We start from the raw sequence: 23,047 nt of genomic DNA on the forward strand, positions 1-23,047 counted from the left end.
GTCCCTTGGTTGTCAGGTGTCAGCCGAAGAATCCGGTGTCAGCCGGGGTTTCCGGTGTCAGCCGGGGATTCCGGCGGCGAGCAGCTCCACGAAACCGACGTCCTCGTTGGCCACACCGAAGACCTCGGCACGCAGCAGGGTGCGTTCGGCCCAGGCGCGGTGCGGCTTCACCTCGTTCATCTTGTTCGTGTACGCCGAGCGCAGCACGCCCCCGCCGCCGCGTTCGGGCCGCAGGATGTCCTGCGCGTCGCTGTACTCCTCGTGGCTGACCACGGACAGCGCGTGCACGGGCAGGACGTGGGAGGGGTGGATGCAGGTCTTGCCGGTGAGGCCGTTGGCCTGGTCGAGGGCGATCTCGCGGAGCAGGCCGTCCATGGCGTGCTCGATGAGGGCCTCGCGCAGTTCCTCGGCCTGCCCCTCCAGGAAGGGGCTGCGGCGCAGCTGGGGCTTGAACATACGTTCCTGCACCCGGAAGTACTCCCAGACCGGCCCGGTCACGGTGAAGCCGGTGCCGTCGGCGCGGCCCAGCATGTTGACCACGTCGGCGATGACGGAGGCGACGATCTGGACGTCGTACGCCGTCATGTCGGGAGCCCGGCGCAGACCGTATGAGGAGCAGAAATCGGTCACGCCGAGCCGCAGCGCCAGCACCCTCTCACGATACTTGTCCACTGCACGGGAGATCCCCTCGAGCGTCTCCACGCGGGACTCGCGGAAGAGCAGCTCGGGCGACTCCAGCACGGGCATGGCGAACAGCCGCCGCCTGCTCGCCGCCTCGGCGACCGCCAGCGCCTCCAGGAAGGGGATGCCGCGCTCCTCGGTGAACTTCGGCAGCACGAATCCGGACAGCAGTCGTACGGCGGGGCCGAGCCGGTGCACCAGGTCGGGGATCTGCTCGGGCGCCCGGACCCGGATGAACAGCAGCGGCAGGTCGGCGCTCTCGCGTCCGGCGAGGTCGGTGAACTGGCGGACGAGGTTCTCCTCGCCGGCCTCGACGTCCTCGTCGCCGATCGAGTCCTCCAGGCACAGCACCATCGACACCACGCCACGGGCCGACTGCTTGAGGACGTCGTCCGCGAGCTTCGGCCGGGTGGCCGGGCTGTACAGCGTCGCGCCCAGGGCCGCGGCGAGCAGCTTGGCCGGGGAGTCCGCGTCGAACGCGCACGGCTCCCGGTAAAACAGGCGCTGCCGCACCTCAGGGGCGATGTGCCCGAAGTGACGCATAAAACTCCCCCGTGGTGGCTGAGCGGCCCCTGTGATCCATTCACAGGTGGCCGGTAATAGTACGTAGATAGCGATGTCAGGGGTTCCCGTAGGGCATGAATTTCTGGTAACGCGGGTGCGGACACCGTCATGTGATCATGTACCCCGCGTTGTCGTGATCACTACCGAGAGGGCAGGATGACCGCATGACGCACGCGATGCTGAAGGGGTCGAACGTCCCGCTCGAAGCCACGACCGTACGTGCCGTGCTCCGCTGGACGCCCGGGCAGGGAGTTCCGGATGTCGATGCCTCGGCGCTGCTCCTCGGCCCCGACGGTCGAGTGCGATCCGACGAGGACTTCGTTTTCTACAACCAGCCCCGTCACCCCGCCGGGAAGGTCTGGCGGCTCGGCAAGAAACGAGTCGCCGAAGGCCTCACCGACACGATCCAGACAGATCTCGCCGGTGTCGAGCCCGACGTCAGCCAGATTTATCTGGTCGCTTCGGCTGATGGTGCCACTTTCGACCGCGTACGGTCCCTGCGCATCCTGCTGTACGACGCCTCGGTGGCCGACGGCGAACCGCTGCTGCACTTCGACATCAAGCCGGAGACCGGCAAGGAGACGGCCCTGATCTGCGGCGAGCTGTACCGCCGCGGCGAGGGCTGGAAGTTCCGCGCGCTGGGCGAGGGCTACTCCAACGGGCTGAAGGGTCTGGCGACGGACTTCGGCATCTCGGTGGACGAGTCGGAGGCCCAGGCCGCCCAGGAACCGGCGGAGGAGCCCAAGTCCCAGCCGCTCCCCCCGGAGCAGCCGACGACCGCGGTCCCGCCCCAGCCGGCGTACGGCTACCCCCAGGCCCCGCAGGCCCCGCCCCCGACCCAGTCGGCCTACGGCTATCCCCAGCCCACCAGCCAGCCCGCCCAGGGCGGCTACGGCTACCCGCCCCCGGTCACTCCGGTCCCGGCACCGACAGGCGATTTCCGCCTGCCGCCGCAGGGCCCACAGTTCATCGGCCGGTAACGGGAGCATCCCCAGGGGCGCGGGGAACTGCGCGATCAACCACGCACAACCCGCACCCGCCAAGCAACACCCGTCCCCCGAGCTCCTGGGCGCCTACTTCTCCACCTTCGCCTTGTAGCCCCGCCCCCACTGCAACCCCCACCCGTACAGCCGGTCAAGCTCGGCCTGGAACCCGTACACGAACTTGACCTCGCGGCGGACGAGAACCTCCCCCTTCACGTTCTCGATCATCACCACCGCGCACGACCGAGCCATCGGATGCCGCTCGTCCAGCCCGATCTCGATCCGCGGCCCGTTGCTGGGATAGAGCGTCACCGTCGCCTGCGTACGATCGAACGCCGGCGTCTGGTCGTAGATGTACACGAACACCAGCAGCCGCTTGATCTTCTCGCGCTGGTCGAGATTGACGTAGATCGTCTCGCCGGACGCCGATCCGAACCGGTCGTCCCCGCTGAGTTTCACGTACGGCGGCGCGTTCACATCCCCGAGCAGTCCGCCGAGCGGCTGGACGACCCCCTTCGTGCCGTCGGCCAGCTCGTACAGGCACCCGAGGTCCAGGTCGACGTTGACCATGCTCTGGCTGTGGCCGACGACCTCCGGCGGCTTCAGCGCCTTGAACGGATGCCGCAGCAGGCTCTCCCGCTGCGGACCGCCTATGTCGGAGCTGCGCATCCGCCAGTTCAGATTGATCCGCAGATGCCCGGTGGCCGCGTCCTGCTTGGTGAGGGAGACCTGCCCGTGCCGCTTGGTCAGCTCGATCGCGTTGCTCGACGCGCTGCCCGAGTCGAACTGGTCGGCGCGCCCGCGCCAGAGCAGCCCGTCCAACAACCCCATTCCCGCCCCCACAACACACACTTGGATAAGCCGACGGGGCGGCCGGAGACCCGGCCGCCCCGAACAGAAGCGTTCCTCACCCGAAGGGCTGTCACACCCCGGACGAGACCTCAGTCTTGTCCGAGGTCTCCGCTTTTCCCTCCGCGGCCGCAATGGCGCGGTTGCGGCGCACCGAAGACCAGAAGGACCAGCCGATCAGGACGACACCGATGAGACCGGTGATGATCTCGCTGATCTGGTACTGGATGGTGATCAGCAGGATCGCGGCGAGGGCGCCGATCGCGTAGTGGGCGCCGTGCTCCAGGTAGACGTAGTCGTCCAGGGTGCCCTGGCGGACCAGGTAGACCGTGAGCGAACGGACGTACATGGCGCCGATGCCCAGACCCAGCGCCATCAGCACGATGTCGTTGGTGATGGCGAAGGCGCCGATGACACCGTCGAAGGAGAAGGACGCGTCCAGGACCTCGAGGTAGAGGAACATGAAGAAGGCGGCCTTGCCGGCCAGGACGACCGCCGAGCGGGGCTTGCCCTCGCGCTCCGCCGCTTCCTCCGCCTCGTGCTCGCGCTCCTCCTCTTCCTCCAGCTTGTCCTCGAAGTAGCCGGAGAGACCGCCGACGATCATGTACGTGATCAGACCGGCGACACCGGAGAGCAGAACCGTCTCTGCCTTGTTCGCGCTGCCGTCGTGCAGATGGGCGTGGGTCGCGAAGGTCATCGAGGTGACCAGCAGCACGATCAGCGCGATGCAGACCGACAGCATGTCGACCTTGCCGAGCTTGGCCAGCGGGCGCTCGATCCAGCCGAGCCACTTGATGTCCCGGTCCTCGAAGATGAAGTCGAGGAAGATCATCAGCAGGAACATACCGCCGAAGGCCGCGATCGACGGGTGGGCGTCGGTGACGAGCTGTTCGTAACGGTCCTTGTCGGTCAACGCGAGGTCGACGGCCTCGATCGGCCCCATCGAGGCGCTGACCGCGACGATGACGACGGGGAACACCAGTCGCATACCGAAGACAGCGATCAGGATGCCGATGGTGAGGAAGATCTTCTGCCAGAAGGCACTCATCTTCTTCAGGATCCCGGCGTTGACCACCGCGTTGTCGAAGGACAGCGAGATCTCAAGGATGGAGAGGATCGCCACGATGCCGAAGGCGGTCCACCCCCCGATGAGGACCGCTGCGACCAAGCCGGCCGCGGTGACCGCGAACGACCAGCCGAAGGTTTTCAGAACCACTGGCTACCCAATCCTGTATGTACGGGTCTCCCCCGCGCCGTACTCGGCTTTACGAACTTTTGAAGCCGAAGTCTAGTCGGGCCCCCCGCGCCGCCCAGCGGGCCCCGACTTTTGCTCATAACGAACTAGGAAACATTGACCCCGAAGTCCAGGGCGATCCCACGCAGACCGGACGCGTACCCCTGTCCCACCGCGCGGAACTTCCACTCGCCCTGGTAGCGATAGACCTCGCCGAAGATCATCGCCGTCTCGGTGGAGGCGTCCTCGCTGAGGTCGTAGCGGGCGAGTTCCTGGCCGTCCGCCTGGTTGACCACCCGGATGAAGGCGTTGCTGACCTGTCCGAAGGTCTGGCCGCGCTCATCGGCCATGTGGATCGAGACGGGGAAGACGATCTTGTCGCACTGGGTGGGCACCTTGGACAGGTCGATCACCAGCGACTCGTCGTCGCCATCGCCCTCGCCGGTGAGGTTGTCACCGGTGTGCTCCACGGAGCCGTCCGGGCTCTTGAGCTGGTTGTAGAAGACGAACCACTCGTCCCCCATCACCCGTCCGCCGTTGCACATCAGCGCGCTGGCGTCGAGGTCGAAGGGAGCGCCGGTGGTGGAACGCGCGTCCCAGCCGAGCCCGATCATCACCTGGGTGAGGTTCGGTGCGGCCTTGGACAAGGAGACATTGCCCCCCTTGGCGAGCGTGACGCCCATGATGCTGATCCTCCCCAGGTCAGGCTTCTTTGGTTGTTTCCCTGCGCCACCGGCGCCGCACGCAAACCGTGCGGCGCCGGGCGGTTGGAGCGCGGGTCGTTACCGGCTCAGACGTTCACGCCGAAGTCCTGCGCGATACCGCGCAGGCCCGAGGCGTAGCCCTGGCCGATGGCGCGGAACTTCCACTCCGCGCCGTGGCGGTAGAGCTCACCGAAGACCATGGCGGTCTCGGTGGACGCGTCCTCGCTGAGGTCGTACCGGGCGATCTCGGTGCCGCCGGCCTGGTTCACCACGCGGATGAAGGCGTTGCGGACCTGGCCGAAGGACTGCTGACGGTTCTCGGCGTCGTAGATCGACACCGGGAAGACGATCTTCTCCACGTCGGCGGGCACGCCGGCGAGGTTGACCTTGATCTGCTCGTCGTCGCCCTCGCCCTCACCGGTGAGGTTGTCACCCGTGTGCTCGACGGAGCCGTCCGGGCTCTTGAGGTTGTTGAAGAAGATGAAGTGCGCGTCGCTGGCAACCTTGCCGGAGTTGTTCAGCAGCAGTGCGCTCGCGTCCAGGTCGAAGTCCGTGCCGGTCGTGGTCCGGATGTCCCATCCGAGACCGATGATGACCGCGGTCAGACCGGGCGCCTCCTTGCTGAGAGATACGTTGCCGCCCTTGCTGAGGCTGACTCCCACGAGTCCTCCATTGATGTCCAGGGGCGGGGAGCCCCGCCATGCGTTTGGTACCGGATCAACGAGTCGATCCTAGTGAGGGGTTCCCGTGACCCGTAGGCCTTGGCACCCACGAATCACAGGGTGTCGAGTGCCTTGACGTACTCGTTCAGGTCACGGGCGTCCGGCAGGCCGTTGACGACCGTCCAGCGGACGACGCCCTCCTTGTCGATGACGAAGGTGCCGCGCACCGCGCAGCCCTTGTCCTCGTCGAAGACGCCGTAGTCGCGGGAGACGTTGCCGTGCGGCCAGAAGTCGCTGAGCAGCGGGTACTCCAGGCCCTCCTGCTCGGCGAAGACGCGCAGGGTGTGGATGGAGTCGTTGGAGACCGCGAGCAGCTGGGTGTCGCGGTCCGCGAACTGGGGCAGGTTGTCGCGCAGCTCGCACAGCTCGCCGGTGCAGACGCCGGTGAAGGCGAACGGGTAGAAGAGCAGCACCACGTTCTTCTGACCGCGGAAGTCGGACAGCCGCACGGCACGGCCGTGGTTGTCCTTGAGCTCGAAGTCGGGGGCCTTTTCGCCGACCTGGATGGCCATTACCGGCTTGTCCCTTCGGTGGGGCTGTTCGGGTGGTCGAGGACCACCCTACGCAGCGATCACGAAGGGCCCACGGACGGGCCGACCCAAGTCGGCCCGTCCGGCGTGTCCGAAGTGAGGATCACTTCTTGGCGGACTTGGCCGCCTTCGGACTGGCCAGTCGGCTGCCACTCCAGTCCTTGCCGGCGCTGACACTCTTGGCCGCGGTGAGTCCGGCGGTCCTGGCGGCGTCGGAGATGTCGCTGGGCTCGACGTAGCCGTCACGGCCGGTCTTCGGCGTCAGCAGCAGGATCGAGCCGCCCTCCTCGATGAACGAGATGGCGTCCACCAGGGCGTCTGTCAGGTCGCCGTCCTCGTCGCGGAACCACAGCACCACGGCATCGGCGACGTCGTCGTAGTCCTCGTCCACGAGATCGCTGCCGATGGCTTCCTCAATGGCCTCGCGGAGTTCCTGGTCTACGTCCTCGTCGTAGCCGATCTCCTGGACCACCTGCTCGGGCCGGAATCCCAGCCTCTCGGCAAGGCTGGTCCGCTCCTCCGCGTGGTCCGCGGTCGCGCTCACGGGTTGCCTCCTGATCATGTTTTCGGGAATAACTCAGCCACGCGCGTGCGCGAAGCATTGGCCGTAGTCCACACGGGCGGGGCGGATCGCGCAAGTACCCGGCCGCCCAGACCGCCGAAACGGTGACGTTCCGGGCCGTGTCCACGCAACTCCCGTCATGGCGTCACACCCCAAGGTGACACACGCCACACCGTTCTGCCCTCTTTGCGCTTTTGGGAACCCTCGACGAGGACCAGGCTTGGATTACCTCACGGTAGAGATGACGTTTGCCGTCCCGAGGTACACGATGGGGAACTGGCGCACACTCGAATATCAGCCCATATCAGCCCTCTGACAGGTAAGGACCAGCGTGGCTTCCGGATCCGATCGCAATCCGATCATCATTGGCGGCCTTCCGAGTCAGGTTCCTGACTTCGATCCCGAGGAAACCCAGGAGTGGCTCGACTCCCTCGACGCCGCCGTGGACGAGCGCGGCCGCGAGCGGGCCCGCTACCTGATGCTGCGGCTGATCGAGCGGGCCCGCGAGAAGCGCGTGGCCGTGCCCGAGATGCGCAGCACGGACTACGTCAACACGATCGCGACCAAGGACGAGCCGTTCTTCCCCGGCAACGAGGAGATCGAGCGCAAGATCCTCAACGCGACCCGCTGGAACGCCGCGGTCATGGTGTCCCGGGCCCAGCGTCCGGGCATCGGCGTGGGCGGCCACATCGCCACCTTCGCCTCCTCCGCGTCCCTGTACGACGTGGGCTTCAACCACTTCTTCCGGGGCAAGGACGAGGGCGACGGCGGTGACCAGGTCTTCTTCCAGGGCCACGCCTCGCCGGGCATCTACGCCCGTGCCTTCCTGCTGGACCGGCTGAGCGAGCAGAACCTGGACGCCTTCCGCCAGGAGAAGTCCAAGGCGCCGTACGGCCTGTCGAGCTACCCCCACCCGCGGCTGATGCCGGACTTCTGGGAGTTCCCGACCGTCTCGATGGGCCTCGGCCCGATCGGCGCGATCTACCAGGCGCGGATGAACCGCTACATGGAGGCGCGCGGGATCGCGGACACCTCCAAGTCGCAGGTGTGGGCGTTCCTCGGGGACGGCGAGATGGACGAGCCGGAGTCGCTCGGCCAGCTGTCCATCGCCGCCCGTGAGGGCCTGGACAACCTCACCTTCGTCGTCAACTGCAACCTCCAGCGGCTCGACGGCCCGGTGCGCGGCAACGGCAAGATCATCCAGGAGCTGGAGTCGATCTTCCGGGGTGCCGGCTGGAACGTGATCAAGCTGGTCTGGGACCGCACCTGGGACCCGCTGCTGGCCCAGGACCGGGACGGTCTGCTGGTCAACCGGATGAACACCACCCCGGACGGCCAGTTCCAGACGTACGCCACCGAGACGGGTGCGTACATCCGCGACCACTTCTTCGGCGACGACCACCGGCTGCGCGCGATGGTCGAGAACATGACCGACGACCAGATCCTGCACCTGGGCCGCGGCGGTCACGACCACAAGAAGATCTTCGCGGCCTTCGCGGCGGCCAAGGCGCACAAGGGCCAGCCGACCGTGATCCTGGCCAAGACGATCAAGGGCTGGACGCTGGGGCCGAACTTCGAGGGCCGCAACGCCACACACCAGATGAAGAAGCTGACGGTCGACGACCTCAAGCGCTTCCGGGACCGCCTCCACCTGCCGATCTCCGACAAGGAGCTGGAGTCCGGCGCGCCGCCGTACTACCACCCCGGGCGGGACAGCGAGGAGATCCAGTACATGCACGACCGCCGGCAGGCGCTCGGCGGGTACGTCCCGACCCGTGTCGTGCGCGCGAAGCCGCTCCCGCTGCCCGAGGACAAGACGTACGCGACCGTGAAGAAGGGCTCGGGTCAGCAGTCCATCGCGACGACCATGGCCTTTGTGCGGTTGCTGAAGGACCTCATGCGGGACAAGGAGATCGGCAAGCGGTTCGTGCTGATCGCGCCCGACGAGTACCGCACCTTCGGCATGGACTCCTTCTTCCCGAGCGCGAAGATCTACAACCCGCTCGGGCAGCAGTACGAGGCGGTGGACCGCGATCTGCTGCTCGCCTACAAGGAGGCGCCGAACGGGCAGATGCTGCACGACGGCATCTCCGAGGCGGGCTGCACGGCCTCGCTGATCGCGGCGGGCTCCGCGTACGCCACGCACGGCGAGCCGCTGATCCCGGTCTACGTCTTCTACTCGATGTTCGGTTTCCAGCGGACCGGCGACCAGTTCTGGCAGATGGCGGACCAGCTCTCGCGCGGTTTCGTGCTCGGCGCGACCGCCGGCCGCACGACTCTGACCGGTGAGGGCCTGCAGCACGCGGACGGCCACTCGCAGCTGCTGGCGTCGACGAACCCGGGCTGTGTGGCGTACGACCCGGCCTTCGGGTTCGAGATCGCGCACATCGTGCAGGACGGTCTGCGGCGGATGTACGGCCCGACGGCGGACGGCAAGCCCGGTGAGGACGTCTTCTACTACCTCACCGTCTACAACGAGCCGATCCAGCACCCCGCCGAGCCGGAGAACGTGGACGTCGAGGGCATCCTCAAGGGCGTGTACCGCTTCAGCGAGGGCACCGCGGGCTCCGTCCCGGCGCAGATCATCGCCTCGGGTGTGGCGGTGCCCTGGGCGGTCGAGGCGCAGCGGATCCTCGCCGAGGAGTGGAACGTCAAGGCCGACGTCTGGTCGGCGACCTCCTTCAACGAGCTGCGCCGCGAGGCCGTGGCGTGCGAGGAGCACAACCTGCTGCACCCGGAGGAGGAGCAGCGGGTGCCGTGGGTGACGCGGAAGCTGAGCGGCGCCGAGGGACCGTTCGTGGCCGTGTCGGACTGGATGCGGTCGGTTCCGGACCAGATCGCGCGCTGGGTGCCGGGGACGTACCAGTCGCTGGGCGCGGACGGCTTCGGCTTCGCCGACACCCGGGGCGCCGCGCGCCGGTACTTCCACATCGACGCGCAGTCGATCGTGGTGGCCGTGCTGACGGAGCTGGCGAAGGACGGGAAGGTGGACCGTTCGGCGCTGAAGCAGGCGATCGACCGGTACCAGCTGCTCGACGTCTCGGCGGCCGATCCGGGCGCTGCCGGCGGCGACGCGTAGAGCTTCGCTCGACGACGGCTGGAGGGCCGAGGGGCCAGCGCTCCTCGGCCCTCCGGCGTTTCCTACGATTTGCGCATGAAGGAGAGACCCGCGCAGGCCCGTTGGGAACAGCGCACGCAACGGCCGCTGATGGCACTGGCGGTGCTGTTCGCCATCGCCTACGCCGTGCCGATCGTGGACAGTTCGGCGAGCCACGCGCTGACCCGCGCGTGCGCGGTCGTCGAGTGGATGGTGTGGGCCGCCTTCGCGACGGACTACCTGGTGCGGCTGGGACTGGCCGAGCGGCGGTGGGAGTTCGTCCGCCGGCACTGGCTCGACCTGTGCGCGGTGGTGCTGCCGCTGATCCAGCCGCTCCGGCTGCTGCGGCTGGTCTCGACGCTGATGCTGGTGGGCCGCCGGGCCCGGATGGCGTCACAGGTCCGGCTGACGACGTACGTGGTCGGCTCGGTGGTGGGCCTGCTGATGTTCGGCTCGCTCGCGGTGCTGTCCGTGGAACGGGACGCCCCGGATGGGAACATCAAGACGCTGGGTGACGCGGTGTGGTGGTCCTTCACCACCATGACCACGGTCGGCTACGGCGACCATGCCCCGACCACCGGTCTGGGCCGCATACTCGCGGTGGGCCTGATGCTGTCGGGCATCGCGCTGCTGGGTGTGGTGACCGCGAACATCGCCGCCTGGTTCATCGCCCGCTTCGAGATGGACGACGCGGAGGAGCGACGCCAGACGGAGGCCATCGAGAAACTGACCGAGGAGGTACGGCGCCTGCGCGCGGAGGTCGCGACGCTGTCGGAACGGGCGCCGCAGCAGTGACTAGGCTCCGGCCAGCCAGATCAGGGCCAGCAAGGTGTCGATCGCGCCCAGGACCAGGGCGATGAGCGCCGGAAGCGGGCGGGTTCCGGACCAGGTGCGGTTCATCGCGAGCCAGCCGCAGGCGATGGCGATCGGGCCGAGGATGATGCCCAGCGTGAAGAAGCCCGCCACCGCGCAGATGGTTCCGATGATTCCGAGCGTCGCGCGATCCGGCCCGGACCGTGACCATGTCCGGCCACGCGTGCGGGGGTGCCTGCGCGTTCCGTGTCCGAAGCCCGCCATCACCATTCAACTCCCGGGAACCGTTCGTTCGTTGAGTTCGGTTCCCTGAGCGGGTAACCCCTTCTGTGGCGGCTATGCGTCCGGGCTGCCGGCGCGCTGTCCCCCTCCGGCAGCGCGCCGCAGCACCGGTCGCCCTCCTTGCCGTACGAACTTGCCCGAGGAACATGTCGTACGGAGGGCTTGACCCACTGTGACCTGCGGCGCGTGCCCAGGACGAGGAATCTTTAGCTTTGTCACCCTGATAGGGGAAAAGCCACTCGGATCGCTTGCTTTCTCAGCCGCCCCCGCTTCCTCAGATGTGCGCGGCCCCCGCACCCGCCTCCGCGTTCTCGCCGCGCTTGGTGAGGAACGCGACCGCGACGGCCACCGCCGCCACACCGGCCGCGACCAGCGAGGCGAGGCTCATCCCGGAGATGAAGGTGTCGTGCGCGACGTCCGTGATCTTCGCGGCGATCTCCGGCGGCGTCCCCGGAGTCACCGGCGCCACACCGACCTGCACCGCCTCGGAGGCCTGCGCCTCCTGAGCCGCCGTCAGCTTCGGCAGGCCCGCGTCCGCCCAGTTCCCGGCGAGGTCGCTGTCCACCTTGGAGGCCATCACGGCGCCCAGCACGGCCGTACCGAGGCTGCCGCCGATCTGCATCGCGGCCTGCTGAAGACCACCGGCGACACCGGAGAGCTCCATCGCGGCGTTGCCGACGATGACCTCCGTCGCGCCGACCATGACCGGCGCGAGGCCGAGGCCCAGCAGGGCGAACCAGATGGACATCACGCCGCTGCTGGTGTCCGTCTCCAGCGTGGACATGCCGTACATGGCGATGGCGGTGAGGGCCATGCCGCCGGCCAGCGGGACCCTCGGGCCCAGCTTCGTGATCATCGCGCCCGCCAGCGGGGAGCCGACGATCATCATGCCGGTGAGCGGGAGCAGGTGCAGGCCAGCGTCGATCGGGCTCATGCCGTGCACGTTCTGCAGGTAGAACGTCACGAAGAACAGGCCGCCCATGAAGGCGATGGCCATCAGGACCATCAGCACCACGCCCGCGGACAGCGGGATCGAGCGGAACAGCGTGAGCGGGATCAGCGGTTCCCTGACCTTCGTCTCCCAGACGGCGAAGAGCACGAACAGCACCAGCGACCCGACGATGAACAGCCAGGTCTGGCCGTCGCCCCAGCCCCACTCCGGCGCCTTGATGAGGGCCCAGACGAGGCAGAACATCGCGGCCGAGAGCAGCGCGATGCCGAGCAGGTCGAAGGAGCGCGGGGCGTTCTCGGCGCGGTGGTCCAGCAGGATCAGCACCCCGAGGACGAGGGCGAGGACACCGACCGGCACGTTGATGAAGAACACCGACTGCCAGTTCACGTGCTCGACGAGGACACCGCCGAGGATCGGGCCGCCCGCCGTGGAGGCGCCGATGACCATGCCCCAGATGCCGATGGCCATGTTGAGCTTCTCGGCCGGGAACGTCGCCCGCAGCAGACCGAGCGCGGCCGGCATCAGCAGCGCGCCGAACAGGCCCTGCAGCACCCGGAAGGCGACGACGAAGCCGATGCTGCTGGACAGGCCGATCAGACCGGAGGCGGCGGCGAAGCCGACCACGCCGATGAGGAAGGTCTGCCGGTGCCCGAAGCGGTCACCGAGCTTGCCCGCGGTGATCAGGGAGACCGCGAGGGCCAGGAAGTAGCCGTTGGTGATCCACTGCACCTCGGCGAAGGTGGCGCCGAGGTCCTTCTGGATGGCCGGGTTGGCGATCGCCACGATGGTGCCGTCCAGCGCCACCATCATCACGCCCACGGCGACGGTTATGAGCGTGAACCAGGGATGCCCGCGCAGCCCGGACGGCGGGGAGGCGTCCTGGGGCGCCTTGTCGACGATGGTCTGACTAGTCATGCGTTCGAGGCTAGTGACAGCCTCTGACATTTGACAAACCAATTCACAAGTCGGTAACTGACGGATATGCAAACACTCCGCGAACGCAAGAAGCAGCGCACCCGGGACGCCCTGCTTCGGGCGGCGCTCGAACTCTTCACCACCAGGGGGTACGAGCAGACGACGGTCGATGACATCGCCGCCGACGTCGACGTCTCCCAGCGCACGTTCTTCCGTTACTTCGCGAACAAGGAGGAGGCCGCCTTCGCCGTACAGGAGATGGCGGAGGCGTACTACGTGGAGGCCGTGCGGCTGCGGCCGCCCGGGGAGGCGCCGATGGAGGCCCTGCGGCAGGCCGTGCTGCGCGGCTGGGACGGGCTGCACGAGGTCATCGAGTCGGTCGTGCCGGTGGAGCTGTACCTGCGGATGTACAAGGTCGTGGAGTCGACACCGGCGCTGCTCGCCGCGCATCTGCGGCGTTCGGCGGAGACGGAGGAGCGGATCGCGCGGGTGCTGGCCGAGCGCGAGGGCCTCGATGTGGACGCCGATCCCCGGCCGCGGCTCGCGGTGGCGGTCTTCGGCGGGGTGATGCGGGTCACCGAGCGGCAGTGGAGCATGGGCGAGGACTTCAGCCTCGAGGGCATCCGCGAACTGACCGTCGCCTACCTGGAGCAGGTGGGACCGGCCCTGACCGAGAGCTGGCGGGAGCGCTGACCCACCGCGGGCTCGAAACGTGATCCCCGTCACTCGGTTAACGCGAGACTCGTTCGTTCTCCTAGTGTGTCCTCCCAGTGACTTCCTTCGACACGTCCCCGCAACTGAACGTCTGGCGCGCTCTGCTCGCGCTGGCCGTGGTGTTCGTCATGCTGGCGACCACCGGCTGGACCGCGCTGCGCAACCAGCGCACCACGCCCGCACTCCAGGCCTCCGTCTCGGCCTGGGAGCAGGGCCGGATCGCCGGTCACCGGCTGCCCGACGCGGACTCCGCCCCGGCCGTGCTCACCCGGTTCTTCGCCACGCTCACCGCCGACCAGCGGGCCGCCCTGGCGCGCCGCTACCCGCTCGCGGTGGGCAACATGAACGGCGCCCCGGTCCAGCTGCGCTACCAGGCCAACCGGGTCGCGCTGTCGCAGGCCCGCAAGGTCGAGCTGAAACGCATGCACGACAAGCGGCTCAGCCCCGCGGGCCAGCAGGAGGCGGGCCGAAGGATGCACCGCTACGAGGCGCTGATGAGCCCCGGGCGGCACATCCTCGCCTTCGATCCGGCGGGCTCGGGCCGGATCGCCGAGGTCTTCGGCGACCTTGACAAGGCCGAGCGGGTCTCCGTCGTCGTCCCCGGCGTCGACACCGATGTGCTCACCTTCCAGCGCACCTACCGCAAGTACTCGGCCCCGGTCGGCATGGCGCAGTCGCTGTACGCGGCCGAGCGCACGGCGAATCCCTCGAAGCGGACCGCCGTGATCGCCTGGGCCGACTACACCGCGCCCGGCGGCCTCGGCATCGACTCGGCGATCGCCACCCGTGCCGAGCAGGGCGCCGTACGTCTGAACGCGCTGGTGCGGGCGCTGCCCGGCGACACGCCGGTGGCGCTGTTCTGCCACTCCTACGGCTCGGTGGTGTGCGGAGTCGCCGCGCACACCCTGCCGGAGCGGGTGGCCGACATCGCGGTGGCGGGCAGCCCTGGCATGCGCGTGGCGAAGGCCTCGCACCTGGACACGTCGGCGCGGGTGTGGGCGATGCGGGACGCGGACGACTGGATCCAGGACGTGCCGAACCTGGAGTTCGGCGGTCTCGGCCACGGCGCCGACCCGATGTCCTCGGCGTTCGGGGCGCGGGTGCTGTCGGCGCGGGACGCCAAGGGGCACAGCGGGTACTTCGAGCCCGGCACGGACAGCGTGCGCAATTTCGCGGAGATCGGGGTTGGCGCGTACGACTCGGTGGACTGCGCGGAAGATGAAGGGGTCTGCCGGGAGGGTTTGTCCGGCACCACGGCGGTCGGACGCGCGTAGAGGCGCAGAAACTACGGTCTGCGCGGAGAGGCGACGGAGGAGCTCGTGCCGCATACGATGAGCCGCATGGGTGACGTACTGGCCGGATTTCATGCCGCCTGGGAGTTCGAGTCCGACTCCGTGCTCATCCGTTACGAACGGGGGATTCGGACACCAAAGCTGCTCCAGGCGCTCGGTGAGCGGCGTGTGCCGCTGGAGGCGATCTCCGCGGTGACCCTCACGCCCGGCAAGCGCGGCACGGTGGTGCTGCGGGCCGAGCCCCGGCCGGGGGCCGATCCGCTGATGGAGGCGGCCGGCGAGCAGCTGAAGGAGAGCAGCGACCCGTACCGTCTGGTGCTGCCCGCCGAGCGCGAGACGCTGGCCGAGTACTACGCCGACGAGCTGCGGGCGCGGCTGACCGAGTCCGGTCCGGCGGACCGCTTCCTGGTCTCGGCGCCGAACGCTCCGCTGTCCTTCAAGGCGTACGACGGGAAGGCGTCCTTCGACGGTCGGACCGTGAACTTCCGGTGGTTCTGGACGGGCGCGTCGTCGGCGAAGTGGAAGGCCGGGGACCAGTCCTTCGCGATCGGCGACCTGAGTGGGGTCGAGTGGCGTTCGCCGGAGGTCTTCGAGGGGCATCTACGGCTGCTGCGGCGCGGGGAGATCGCTCCGGCGCAGGTGGACCACGATCCGGCGGCGGTGGTGTTCGGGCTGGGGTACGGCCCGGTGCACGAGTCACTGCCGTTCGCGGCGGCGGTTCTTGCGGCGGTTCGCTCCGCGGGGCCGGCCGTCCCGGCAGCGGCTGCGCCGCGCCGGGATCCTGCGGACATCGCCGAACGGATTCGGCATCTTGGGGAACTGCATCAGGCCGGGCTGGTCACCGATGAGGAGTTCTCCGTCAAGAAGGCGGAGTTGCTGGCCGAGTTGTGATTCGGCATTCGGCCGGTGGGGGCTGGTCGCGCAGTTCCCCGCGCCCCTGGGGAGTTGTCCTACTCCCTGCCTGCGGACGTGAACGTCATGTCCGCGTACCGGTCCCCCGCCACCTGTTCCGCGATCGGGTCGAGCAACCCCAGTTCCTCTTCCGTCAGTTCGATGCGGGTGGCCGCCGTGTTCTCCTCCACACGGCTCGGCTTGCGGGTGCCCGGGATCGGGATGACCGGGAGGTCGTGGACCCTGCTCTGCTGCTGGACCCAGGCCAGGGCGATCTGGCCGAGGGAGACGCCGTGGGCGTCGGCGATCTCGCGGATCGGGGCCAGCAGGGCCGCGTTGGCCGTGGCGTTCTCGCCGGTGAACCGGGGCTGGCGGCGCCGGAAGTCGTCGGCCGTCAGGGTGTCCGCGGTGCTGAAGGAGCCCGCGAGGAAACCCCGGCCGAGCGGCGAGTACGGCACCAGCGCCACGCCGAGGTCCCGGGCCGCGGGCACCACCTGCGCCTCGATGTCCCGACTGAACAGCGACCACTCCGACTGCACGGCGGCGATCGGGTGCAGGGCGTGCGCGGTACGCAGTTCGGCCGCCGTGACCTCGCTCAGGCCCAGGTGCTTGACCTTGCCCTCACGGACCAGCTCGGCCATGGTGGCGACGGTCTCCTCGACGGGCACGTTCAGGTCCCGGCGGTGCATGTAGTAGAGGTCGATCACCTCGACGTCCAGGCGCTTCAGGCTCGCCTCGACGGCCTGCCGGATGTAGGGGGCGTCGTTGCGGATGATCCGTCGGGTCGGGTCGTCCGGCGGGATCTCCATGGCGAACTTGGTCGCGAGGACGATCTCGTCGCGGTGCACCCGGAAGAAGGGGGACAGGAAGCGCTCGTTCTCGCCGGCGCCGTAGACGTCGGCCGTGTCGTAGAGGGTGACGCCCAGTTCCAGCGCCCGCTCCAGGGTGGCCCTGGACTCCTTCGCGTCGGTGGGGCCGTAGGCGAAGCTCATGCCCATGCAGCCGAGGCCCTGCACCCCCGTCTCCGGTCCGGTCTCGCCCAGGCGTACGGTCGCGATCCTGCTGTTCTCGGTCATCGGGGCCTCTCCGACGCCAGGGCCTGCCCGGCGTCGCCGTAGAAAGCGATCTTGCGGTCGAGCACGGCGAGTGTGTCCTGGAGTTCCGCGATCCGGGCCAGCACGTCCCGGCGGGTCTCCTCCAGCAGTGCGTAGCGCTCGCCGTAGGTGTGATCGCCCTCGCGCACCAGCTCGGCGTAGCGGACCATGTCGGCGACCGGCATGCCGGTGAGCCGGAGCTTGCCGACGAGGTCGAGCCAGTCCAGGTCGCGGTTGCTGTAGCGCCGCTGGCCGGTGTGCGAGCGGTCGATGTGCGGCATCAGGCCGATGCGCTCGTACCAGCGCAGGGTGTGCGCGGTCAGGCCGGTGAAGGCGGCGACCTCGCTGATCGTGTACTTGTCCTGACCGTCGGGCCGCCGGTCGACATGCGGTGGTCCCGCGCAGGTGTCGGTCCTGGTTTCCGTGGTCTCCATCACCGTCATGGCCTCAACGCTATGGCCTTGGAGTGCACTCCAAGCAAGCGGAACTGGTGAGAAAACCACGGGACATGGCGTGATCGCCGTCGCTAGCGTGCCGAACATGAGTCTCGTACGTCGTGCCACCGCCGATGACGCCCTGGAAGTGCTGCGGCTGCGCCAGGTGATGATCGATTCGATGGCCGGAGCCGACACCTCCACCGACTGGCACGCGCTCGGGCTGCCGGGGCTGCGGGCCCGTCTCGCCGAGCCCGACGGGGACTTCGCGGCGTTCGTCGTCGATCATCCGGACCGGCCGGACGCGCTCGCCGCGCTCGTGGTGGGGACGTTGGAGTACCGGATCGGCAAGGCGGCCAATCCGCGCGGGCTGTGCGGCTTCGTCTTCAGCGTGGCCACCGACCCGGACGCGCGGCGCCGGGGCTACGCCCGCGCCTGCATGGAGTCGCTGCTGGACTGGTTCCGCGAGCGGGGCGTCGGCCAGGTCGACCTCACCGCCTCCGCGGACGCCGAGCCGCTGTACGCCGCCCTGGGTTTCGCGCGCACGCCCGACCCCTTCATGCGGTTGAAGCTCTGAGCACCTTTAGGCTCGGTGCCATGAAGAGCCTCGCGTTGATCGAGAACTGGCCGGTGCCCACTGCCGCGGCGGGGGTCGTGCGTGCCGACGGAACGGTCCTCGGGACCCACGGCCCGACCGGGCAGCGCTTCCCGCTCGCCTCGGTCACCAAGCCGCTGGCGGCGTACGCCGCGCTGGTCGCGTACGAGGAGGGGGCGATCGAGCTCGACGAACCGGCGGGCCCTCCCGGCTCGACGGTCCGCCATCTCCTCGCCCACACCTCGGGGCTCGCCTTCGACGAGCACCGCGTGACGGCGGCGCCCGGGGAGCGGCGGCTGTACTCCAACGCCGGGTTCGAGCAGCTCGGGGACCACATCGCGAAGGCCGCGGACATCCCGTTCGCGGAGTATCTGCGCCAGGCGGTGCTGGAGCCGCTGGGGATGACGTCGACGTCCCTGGAGGGTTCCCCGGCGAAGGACGGCGTCTCCACGGTGGACGACCTGCTGCGGTTCGCGGCGGAGGTCCAGGCCCCGCGCCTGCTGGACCCGCGGACGGTCGCCGAGGCGATGACGGTGCACTACCCCGGCACCAAGGGCGTCCTGCCGGGCTACGGCCACCAGAACCCGAACGACTGGGGCCTCGGCTTCGAGATCCGCGACGGCAAGTCCCCCCACTGGACCGGCGCTTCGTCCTCCCCGCGCACGTTCGGCCACTTCGGCCAGTCGGGCACCTTCCTCTGGATCGACCCGGACGCGCGGGCGGCCTGCGTCGCCCTGACGGACCGGGCCTTCGGACCGTGGGCGGTGGAGGTCTGGCCGGTGCTGACGGACGCGGTGCTCGCGGAGCTCTAACTCATCTCCCACATCAGCAGCTCCACCCCCGTCACCCCCACCGCCTCCACGTCCTCGGCGTCGGAGATGCGCGCCGCGTCGCCCGCGGCCAGCGTCTCCCCGCCGAGGCGCACCTCGCCGCGCACCACGTGGACGTAGACGTACGCCCCGTCCGGCACCGCCGTCCGCTCACCGGCGGCGAGGCGCCGTACGTGCAGCATCGCGCCCGCCTCCGGGATCGCGTACGGGGTGGAGTCCGCGATGCCGGGGACGATCTCGTACGACGGGGTGCCGCCCGGGCCCAGGGGGGCCAGCCAGGTCTGCACGAAGGTCAGGGGGCCCGTGGCGTCGTTGCGTTCCACGTGCCGGACGCCCGCCGCCGAGCTCAGGCGCTGGACGTCGCCGGGCCGGACCGTCGTCTCGTGGCCCTGCGAGTCCCGGTGGGTCAGCTCGCCCTCCACCACCCACGTCACGATCTCCGTGTGGCTGTGCGGGTGCTCGTCGAACCCGGCGCCGGGGGCCAGCCGCTCCTCGTTGCAGGCGATCATCGCGCCGAAGCGGAGGTTGCCGGGGTCGTAGTGGGGGCCGAAGGAGAAGGCGTGCCGGGAGTCGATTCCGGCCGCCGCGTCGCCCCCTGGATAGCGCTCGTCGGCGCGCCGTACGTCCATCACGGACCCACCGTAGACCCCGCCAGCGCACACGCCCGTCCGGATAAGGCAGTCTTGTCCCCGTGCCCGAACCCGAAGCCCGCAAGTCCGAAGCCGCAGCGCACGCCGCCCATCCGCACTCCGCGACCCTGAAGCGGCTGGAGAAGTCCTCCGGCAGCCTCGCCGCGCAGGCCATCACGCGCATGGACGAGACGCTGCCGTGGTACCGGGCGATGCCCCCGGAGAACCGTTCCTGGATCGGTCTTGTCGCTCAGGCCGGTATCGCCGCCTTCACCGAGTGGTTCCGGCATCCCGACGCCCCCCAGGCCATCTCGACCGACGTCTTCGGCACCGCCCCGCGGGAGCTGACCCGGGCCATCACGCTCCGGCAGACCGTCGAGATGGTGCGGACCACCATCGAGGTGATGGAGTCCGCGATCGACGAGGTCGCCGCCCCCGGCGACGAGTCGGTGCTGCGCGAGGCGCTCCTCGTCTACGCCCGAGAGATCGCCTTCGCCACCGCCCAGGTCTACGCCCAGGCCGCCGAGGCACGCGGTGCCTGGGACGCCCGGCTGGAGTCCCTCGTCGTCAACGCCGTGCTCAGCGGGGAGGCCGACGAGGGCGCCGTCTCCCGGGCCGCCGCGCTCGGCTGGAACTCCCCCGAGCACGTCTGCGTCGTCCTCGGCACCGCCCCCGACGGGGACTCCGAGCTGACCGTCGAGGCGATCCGGCGGGCCGCCCGGCACGCCAAGCTCCAGGTGCTCACCGGCGTCCTCGGCGACCGGCTCGTCGTGATCGCCGGCGGCAGCGACAACCCCCTCGCCGTCGCCAAGTCCCTGATCGGCCCGTATGCCGCCGGACCCGTCGTGGCCGGGCCCATCGTGCCGGACCTGCTCGCCGCCACCCGCTCCGCGCAGGCCGCGGCGGCCGGCCTGAAGGCCTGTTCCGCCTGGCAGGACGCCCCGCGCCCGGTGCTGGCGGACGATCTGCTTCCGGAGCGCGCCATAGCCGGGGATCCCAGTGCGCGGGAGCAGTTGGTGGAGGAGATCTACAGACCGCTGGAGGAGGCTGGGTCCGCTCTTCTGGAGACTCTCTCCGTCTATCTCGAACAGGCGAGCAGTCTGGAGGGCGCCGCCCGGATGCTGTTCGTGCATCCCAACACCGTGCGCTACCGGCTCCGACGTGTGACTGACGTCACCGGCTGGTCGCCTTCCGATGTACGCTCCGCGTTCACACTGCGGATCGCGCTCATCCTGGGGCGTCTGGTGGACGGCGATCTTCAGCCGTAGGGTTTTGTCGGGGGCCCACAAAACCCCCTCGTGTTCTTCGTCCCTGTCCCCACGGGCGGTTGTGGCCGCCCTCAAGAGAGAGTGTGAGAGTGCTCGTACTCGTCGCTCCCGGCCAGGGCGCCCAGACGCCCGGCTTCCTGACTCCCTGGCTCGACCTGCCCGGCGTCGCCGACCGCGTCGCCGCCTGGTCCGACGCCATCGGCCTCGACCTCGTCCACTACGGCACCAAGGCCGACGCGGACGAGATCCGGGACACCTCCGTGGCCCAGCCGCTCCTCGTGGCGGCCGGCATCCTGTCCGCCTCGGCACTGGGTGCCGTGACGCCCGGCGCCGTCGCCGGCCACAGCGTCGGTGAGATCACCGCCGCCGCCTTCGCGGGCGTGCTGGACGAGACCGCCGCGCTGACCCTCGTACGCAAGCGGGGGCTGGCCATGGCCGAGGCCGCCGCGATCACCGAGACCGGTATGTCGGCGCTGCTCGGCGGCGACCCGGAGACCTCGGTCGCGCACCTGGAGAAGCTCGGGCTGACTCCGGCGAACATCAACGGCGCCGGTCAGATCGTGGCCGCGGGCACGCTGGAGCAGCTCGCAGCGCTGGAGACGGACAAGCCCGAGGGCGTGCGCAAGGTCGTTCCGCTGAAGGTCGCGGGCGCGTTCCACACGCACCACATGGCTCCCGCCGTCGAGAAGCTGGCCGAGGCCGCCAAGGCCCTCAGCCCCGCCGACCCCACGGTCCCCTACGTCTCCAACAAGGACGGCCAGGCCGTCACCACCGGCGCCGAGGTGCTCGACCGGCTGGTCGGCCAGGTCGCCAACCCGGTCCGCTGGGACCTGTGCATGGAGACCTTCGTCGGCCTCGGCGCGACCGCGCTGATCGAGGTGTGCCCCGGCGGTACGCTCACCGGTCTCGCCAAGCGCGCGATGAAGGGCGTACCGACGCTCGCCCTGAAGACCCCCGACGACCTCGACGCCGCTCGCGAGCTCATCGCCGAGCACACGGCCTGACAAGGAGTCCGAGCAGCATGGCGAAGATCAAGCCCAGCAAGGGCGCCCCGTACGCGCGCATCCTCGGGGTCGGCGGCTACCGCCCCACCCGGGTCGTGCCCAACGAGGTGATCCTCGAGAAGATCGACTCGTCCGACGAGTGGATCCGCTCGCGCTCCGGTATCGAGACCCGCCACTGGGCCTCCGACGAGGAGACCGTGGCCGCCATGTCGATCGAGGCGTCCGGCAAGGCCATCGCGGACGCCGGTATCTCCGCCGAGCAGATCGGCGGCGTGATCGTCTCGACCGTCTCCAACTTCCGGCAGACCCCGGCCGTCGCCACCGAGATCGCCGACAAGCTCGGCACCGACAAGGCAGCCGCCTTCGACATCTCGGCCGGCTGCGCGGGCTTCGGCTACGGCCTGACCCTCGCCAAGGGCATGATCGTCGAGGGCAGCGCGGAGTACGTCCTCGTCATCGGCGTGGAGCGGCTGTCCGACCTCACCGACCTGGAGGACCGCGCGACGGCCTTCCTGTTCGGCGACGGCGCCGGCGCGGTCGTCGTGGGCCCCGCCCAGGAGCCCGCCATCGGCCCCACGGTCTGGGGTTCCGAGGGCGACAAGTCCGAGACGATCAAGCAGACCGTGCCGTGGACGGACTACCGCACCGGCGAGGTCGACAAGTTCCCTGCGATCACGCAGGAGGGCCAGGCGGTGTTCCGCTGGGCCGTGTTCGAGATGGCGAAGGTCGCCCAGCAGGCGCTGGACGCGGCCGGAATCACCCCGGACGACCTGGACGTCTTCATTCCCCACCAGGCCAACGAGCGGATCATCGACTCGATGGTGAAGACGCTGAAACTGCCGGAGCACGTCACGGTCGCCCGCGATGTGCGCACCACCGGCAACACCTCGGCCGCCTCGATTCCGCTCGCGATGGAGCGGCTTCTGGCGACCGGCGAGGCGAAGAGCGGCGACACCGCGCTCGTCATCGGCTTCGGGGCGGGTCTCGTGTACGCCGCCACTGTCGTTACCCTCCCCTAGGCACTCCGTGCCGGATCATCGTTCTCGATCCGGTGCGGAAAGCACTGCCAAACCCTCTGGATCACTAAGAAGGAGCGCCTGACATGGCCGCCACTCAGGAAGAGATCGTCGCCGGTCTCGCCGACATCGTGAACGAGATCGCCGGCATCCCGGTCGAGGACGTCCAGCTGGACAAGTCCTTCACCGATGACCTGGACGTCGACTCCCTGTCCATGGTCGAGGTCGTCGTCGCCGCCGAAGAGCGCTTCGACGTCAAGATCCCGGACGAGGACGTGAAGAACCTCAAGACGGTCGGCGACGCGACCGACTACATCCTCAAGCACCAGGCCTGAGTCTCCGCTTAGGCCGGATGTGCCCCGGCCCCGCCACCCGGCGGTGGCGCCGCTGAA

The 23,047-nt window shown here is 69.1% G+C and carries 24 protein-coding genes; 12 read left to right on the top strand and 12 right to left on the bottom strand.

The genetic code is table 11. The features are described from left to right. Positions 1–57 precede the first annotated feature (57 nt). Entirely contained in the window at positions 58–1,224 is a 1,167-nt protein-coding gene (locus tag AC068Z_RS28450; protein WP_478561528.1) for an HpcH/HpaI aldolase/citrate lyase family protein, read from the bottom strand. Positions 1,225–1,409: 185 nt separating this feature from the next. Here AC068Z_RS28450 and AC068Z_RS28455 point away from each other — a divergent pair, with 185 nt between their 5' ends. Further along, positions 1,410–2,225: a TerD family protein gene (locus AC068Z_RS28455; RefSeq protein ID WP_478561531.1), complete on the top strand. Its 816-nt coding sequence runs from the start codon at positions 1,410–1,412 to the stop codon at positions 2,223–2,225. A 93-nt stretch (positions 2,226–2,318) separates the two neighbouring features. On the opposite strand, the gene AC068Z_RS28460 is transcribed toward AC068Z_RS28455, so the two are convergent. The 6 genes from AC068Z_RS28460 to AC068Z_RS28485 all read right to left on the bottom strand — a co-directional run bounded on the left by AC068Z_RS28460 (position 2,319) and on the right by AC068Z_RS28485 (position 6,811). Continuing rightward, positions 2,319–3,059 (bottom strand): TerD family protein, encoded by a 741-nt coding sequence (locus tag AC068Z_RS28460; protein ID WP_478561534.1) that lies wholly within the window; start codon positions 3,057–3,059, stop codon positions 2,319–2,321. A 91-nt stretch (positions 3,060–3,150) separates the two neighbouring features. Then, positions 3,151–4,293 carry a DUF475 domain-containing protein gene (locus AC068Z_RS28465; protein WP_478561537.1) on the bottom strand — a complete coding sequence of 381 codons (1,143 nt, stop codon included), beginning with the start codon at positions 4,291–4,293 and terminating at the stop codon, positions 3,151–3,153. 125 nt (positions 4,294–4,418) lie between these two features. After that, a complete protein-coding gene (locus AC068Z_RS28470; protein WP_478561540.1) occupies positions 4,419–4,994 on the bottom strand; it encodes a TerD family protein in 576 nt (191 codons plus the stop codon). Between the two features lie 107 nt (positions 4,995–5,101). Continuing rightward, positions 5,102–5,677, bottom strand: a complete 576-nt coding sequence (locus AC068Z_RS28475; protein WP_315885426.1) for a calcium homeostasis/redox stress adaptation protein — start codon at positions 5,675–5,677, stop codon at positions 5,102–5,104. A gap of 113 nt (positions 5,678–5,790) precedes the next feature. Then, on the bottom strand, positions 5,791–6,249 hold the full coding sequence (locus AC068Z_RS28480) for a peroxiredoxin (protein ID WP_478561544.1): 459 nt from the start codon (positions 6,247–6,249) through the stop codon (positions 5,791–5,793). A 121-nt stretch (positions 6,250–6,370) separates the two neighbouring features. Beyond that, complete coding sequence (locus AC068Z_RS28485) at positions 6,371–6,811, bottom strand: DUF3052 domain-containing protein (protein ID WP_478561547.1); 441 nt, start codon at positions 6,809–6,811, stop codon at positions 6,371–6,373. A 349-nt stretch (positions 6,812–7,160) separates the two neighbouring features. Here AC068Z_RS28485 and aceE point away from each other — a divergent pair, with 349 nt between their 5' ends. Then, on the top strand, positions 7,161–9,908 hold the full coding sequence (gene aceE / locus AC068Z_RS28490; protein ID WP_478561550.1) for a pyruvate dehydrogenase (acetyl-transferring), homodimeric type: 2,748 nt from the start codon (positions 7,161–7,163) through the stop codon (positions 9,906–9,908). Between the two features lie 75 nt (positions 9,909–9,983). Then, entirely contained in the window at positions 9,984–10,721 is a 738-nt protein-coding gene (locus tag AC068Z_RS28495) for a potassium channel family protein (protein WP_478561553.1), read from the top strand. Here AC068Z_RS28495 and AC068Z_RS28500 read toward each other — a convergent pair whose 3' ends face one another. Then, a complete protein-coding gene (locus AC068Z_RS28500) occupies positions 10,722–11,009 on the bottom strand; it encodes a small hydrophobic protein (RefSeq protein ID WP_478561555.1) in 288 nt (95 codons plus the stop codon). It abuts the gene before it with no gap. Positions 11,010–11,295: 286 nt separating this feature from the next. Then, the gene (locus AC068Z_RS28505) at positions 11,296–12,888 is read right to left on the bottom strand and encodes an MFS transporter (protein ID WP_478561558.1); all 1,593 of its coding nucleotides are present in this window, start codon (positions 12,886–12,888) and stop codon (positions 11,296–11,298) included. Between the two features lie 66 nt (positions 12,889–12,954). Between AC068Z_RS28505 and AC068Z_RS28510 the strand changes: the two genes are divergently transcribed. The 3 genes from AC068Z_RS28510 to AC068Z_RS28520 all read left to right on the top strand — a co-directional run bounded on the left by AC068Z_RS28510 (position 12,955) and on the right by AC068Z_RS28520 (position 15,785). Beyond that, complete coding sequence (locus tag AC068Z_RS28510) at positions 12,955–13,581, top strand: TetR family transcriptional regulator (protein ID WP_478561561.1); 627 nt, start codon at positions 12,955–12,957, stop codon at positions 13,579–13,581. A gap of 77 nt (positions 13,582–13,658) precedes the next feature. Further along, positions 13,659–14,876 carry an alpha/beta hydrolase gene (locus AC068Z_RS28515; protein WP_478561564.1) on the top strand — a complete coding sequence of 406 codons (1,218 nt, stop codon included), beginning with the start codon at positions 13,659–13,661 and terminating at the stop codon, positions 14,874–14,876. A 66-nt stretch (positions 14,877–14,942) separates the two neighbouring features. Further along, complete coding sequence (locus AC068Z_RS28520; RefSeq protein WP_478561567.1) at positions 14,943–15,785, top strand: DUF4429 domain-containing protein; 843 nt, start codon at positions 14,943–14,945, stop codon at positions 15,783–15,785. Positions 15,786–15,844: 59 nt separating this feature from the next. Here the strand turns inward: AC068Z_RS28520 and AC068Z_RS28525 are convergent, their stop codons facing one another. Together AC068Z_RS28525 and AC068Z_RS28530 are read right to left on the bottom strand one after the other, a co-directional pair. After that, positions 15,845–16,861: an aldo/keto reductase gene (locus AC068Z_RS28525; RefSeq protein ID WP_478561570.1), complete on the bottom strand. Its 1,017-nt coding sequence runs from the start codon at positions 16,859–16,861 to the stop codon at positions 15,845–15,847. Further along, a complete protein-coding gene (locus AC068Z_RS28530; protein WP_478561573.1) occupies positions 16,858–17,322 on the bottom strand; it encodes a MerR family transcriptional regulator in 465 nt (154 codons plus the stop codon). The genes AC068Z_RS28525 and AC068Z_RS28530 overlap by 4 nt, the downstream gene beginning before the upstream one ends. Positions 17,323–17,419: 97 nt before the next feature. On the opposite strand from AC068Z_RS28530, the gene AC068Z_RS28535 reads away from it, so the two are divergent. Then, positions 17,420–17,890 (top strand): GNAT family N-acetyltransferase, encoded by a 471-nt coding sequence (locus tag AC068Z_RS28535; protein ID WP_478561576.1) that lies wholly within the window; start codon positions 17,420–17,422, stop codon positions 17,888–17,890. 20 nt (positions 17,891–17,910) lie between these two features. Then, positions 17,911–18,720 carry a serine hydrolase domain-containing protein gene (locus tag AC068Z_RS28540; protein ID WP_478561579.1) on the top strand — a complete coding sequence of 270 codons (810 nt, stop codon included), beginning with the start codon at positions 17,911–17,913 and terminating at the stop codon, positions 18,718–18,720. On the opposite strand, the gene AC068Z_RS28545 is transcribed toward AC068Z_RS28540, so the two are convergent. After that, the gene (locus tag AC068Z_RS28545) at positions 18,717–19,367 is read right to left on the bottom strand and encodes a pirin family protein (RefSeq protein WP_478562081.1); all 651 of its coding nucleotides are present in this window, start codon (positions 19,365–19,367) and stop codon (positions 18,717–18,719) included. The genes AC068Z_RS28540 and AC068Z_RS28545 overlap by 4 nt on opposite strands. Positions 19,368–19,429: 62 nt before the next feature. On the opposite strand from AC068Z_RS28545, the gene fasR reads away from it, so the two are divergent. From fasR to AC068Z_RS28565, 4 genes are all read left to right on the top strand, one after another. Then, positions 19,430–20,635: a fatty acid biosynthesis transcriptional regulator FasR gene (gene fasR, locus AC068Z_RS28550; RefSeq protein ID WP_451721162.1), complete on the top strand. Its 1,206-nt coding sequence runs from the start codon at positions 19,430–19,432 to the stop codon at positions 20,633–20,635. Between the two features lie 89 nt (positions 20,636–20,724). Beyond that, positions 20,725–21,639 carry an ACP S-malonyltransferase gene (locus AC068Z_RS28555; RefSeq protein WP_478561583.1) on the top strand — a complete coding sequence of 305 codons (915 nt, stop codon included), beginning with the start codon at positions 20,725–20,727 and terminating at the stop codon, positions 21,637–21,639. Between the two features lie 17 nt (positions 21,640–21,656). Next, positions 21,657–22,658, top strand: coding sequence for a beta-ketoacyl-ACP synthase 3 (locus AC068Z_RS28560; protein WP_478561586.1), 1,002 nt, complete (start codon positions 21,657–21,659; stop codon positions 22,656–22,658). 83 nt (positions 22,659–22,741) lie between these two features. Further along, positions 22,742–22,990: an acyl carrier protein gene (locus AC068Z_RS28565; RefSeq protein WP_015660680.1), complete on the top strand. Its 249-nt coding sequence runs from the start codon at positions 22,742–22,744 to the stop codon at positions 22,988–22,990. The last annotated feature ends 57 nt before the right edge of the window (positions 22,991–23,047 follow it).

The organism is Streptomyces sp. NPDC043726, from assembly GCF_056436565.1.

What these genes read in the sequence shown, in the direction of transcription:
- AC068Z_RS28450 (WP_478561528.1), bottom strand. Translation starts at nt 1,224, where the DNA reads ATGCGTCACTTCGGGCACATCGCCCCTGAGGTGCGGCAGCGCCTGTTT.
- AC068Z_RS28455 (WP_478561531.1), top strand. Translation starts at nt 1,410, where the DNA reads ATGACGCACGCGATGCTGAAGGGGTCGAACGTCCCGCTCGAAGCCACG.
- AC068Z_RS28460 (WP_478561534.1), bottom strand. Translation starts at nt 3,059, where the DNA reads ATGGGGTTGTTGGACGGGCTGCTCTGGCGCGGGCGCGCCGACCAGTTC.
- AC068Z_RS28470 (WP_478561540.1), bottom strand. Translation starts at nt 4,994, where the DNA reads ATGGGCGTCACGCTCGCCAAGGGGGGCAATGTCTCCTTGTCCAAGGCC.
- AC068Z_RS28480 (WP_478561544.1), bottom strand. Translation starts at nt 6,249, where the DNA reads ATGGCCATCCAGGTCGGCGAAAAGGCCCCCGACTTCGAGCTCAAGGAC.
- AC068Z_RS28495 (WP_478561553.1), top strand. Translation starts at nt 9,984, where the DNA reads ATGAAGGAGAGACCCGCGCAGGCCCGTTGGGAACAGCGCACGCAACGG.
- AC068Z_RS28500 (WP_478561555.1), bottom strand. Translation starts at nt 11,009, where the DNA reads ATGGTGATGGCGGGCTTCGGACACGGAACGCGCAGGCACCCCCGCACG.
- AC068Z_RS28505 (WP_478561558.1), bottom strand. Translation starts at nt 12,888, where the DNA reads ATGACTAGTCAGACCATCGTCGACAAGGCGCCCCAGGACGCCTCCCCG.
- AC068Z_RS28510 (WP_478561561.1), top strand. Translation starts at nt 12,955, where the DNA reads ATGCAAACACTCCGCGAACGCAAGAAGCAGCGCACCCGGGACGCCCTG.
- AC068Z_RS28520 (WP_478561567.1), top strand. Translation starts at nt 14,943, where the DNA reads ATGGGTGACGTACTGGCCGGATTTCATGCCGCCTGGGAGTTCGAGTCC.
- AC068Z_RS28525 (WP_478561570.1), bottom strand. Translation starts at nt 16,861, where the DNA reads ATGACCGAGAACAGCAGGATCGCGACCGTACGCCTGGGCGAGACCGGA.
- AC068Z_RS28530 (WP_478561573.1), bottom strand. Translation starts at nt 17,322, where the DNA reads ATGACGGTGATGGAGACCACGGAAACCAGGACCGACACCTGCGCGGGA.
- AC068Z_RS28535 (WP_478561576.1), top strand. Translation starts at nt 17,420, where the DNA reads ATGAGTCTCGTACGTCGTGCCACCGCCGATGACGCCCTGGAAGTGCTG.
- AC068Z_RS28540 (WP_478561579.1), top strand. Translation starts at nt 17,911, where the DNA reads ATGAAGAGCCTCGCGTTGATCGAGAACTGGCCGGTGCCCACTGCCGCG.
- AC068Z_RS28545 (WP_478562081.1), bottom strand. Translation starts at nt 19,367, where the DNA reads ATGGACGTACGGCGCGCCGACGAGCGCTATCCAGGGGGCGACGCGGCG.
- AC068Z_RS28560 (WP_478561586.1), top strand. Translation starts at nt 21,657, where the DNA reads ATGGCGAAGATCAAGCCCAGCAAGGGCGCCCCGTACGCGCGCATCCTC.
- AC068Z_RS28565 (WP_015660680.1), top strand. Translation starts at nt 22,742, where the DNA reads ATGGCCGCCACTCAGGAAGAGATCGTCGCCGGTCTCGCCGACATCGTG.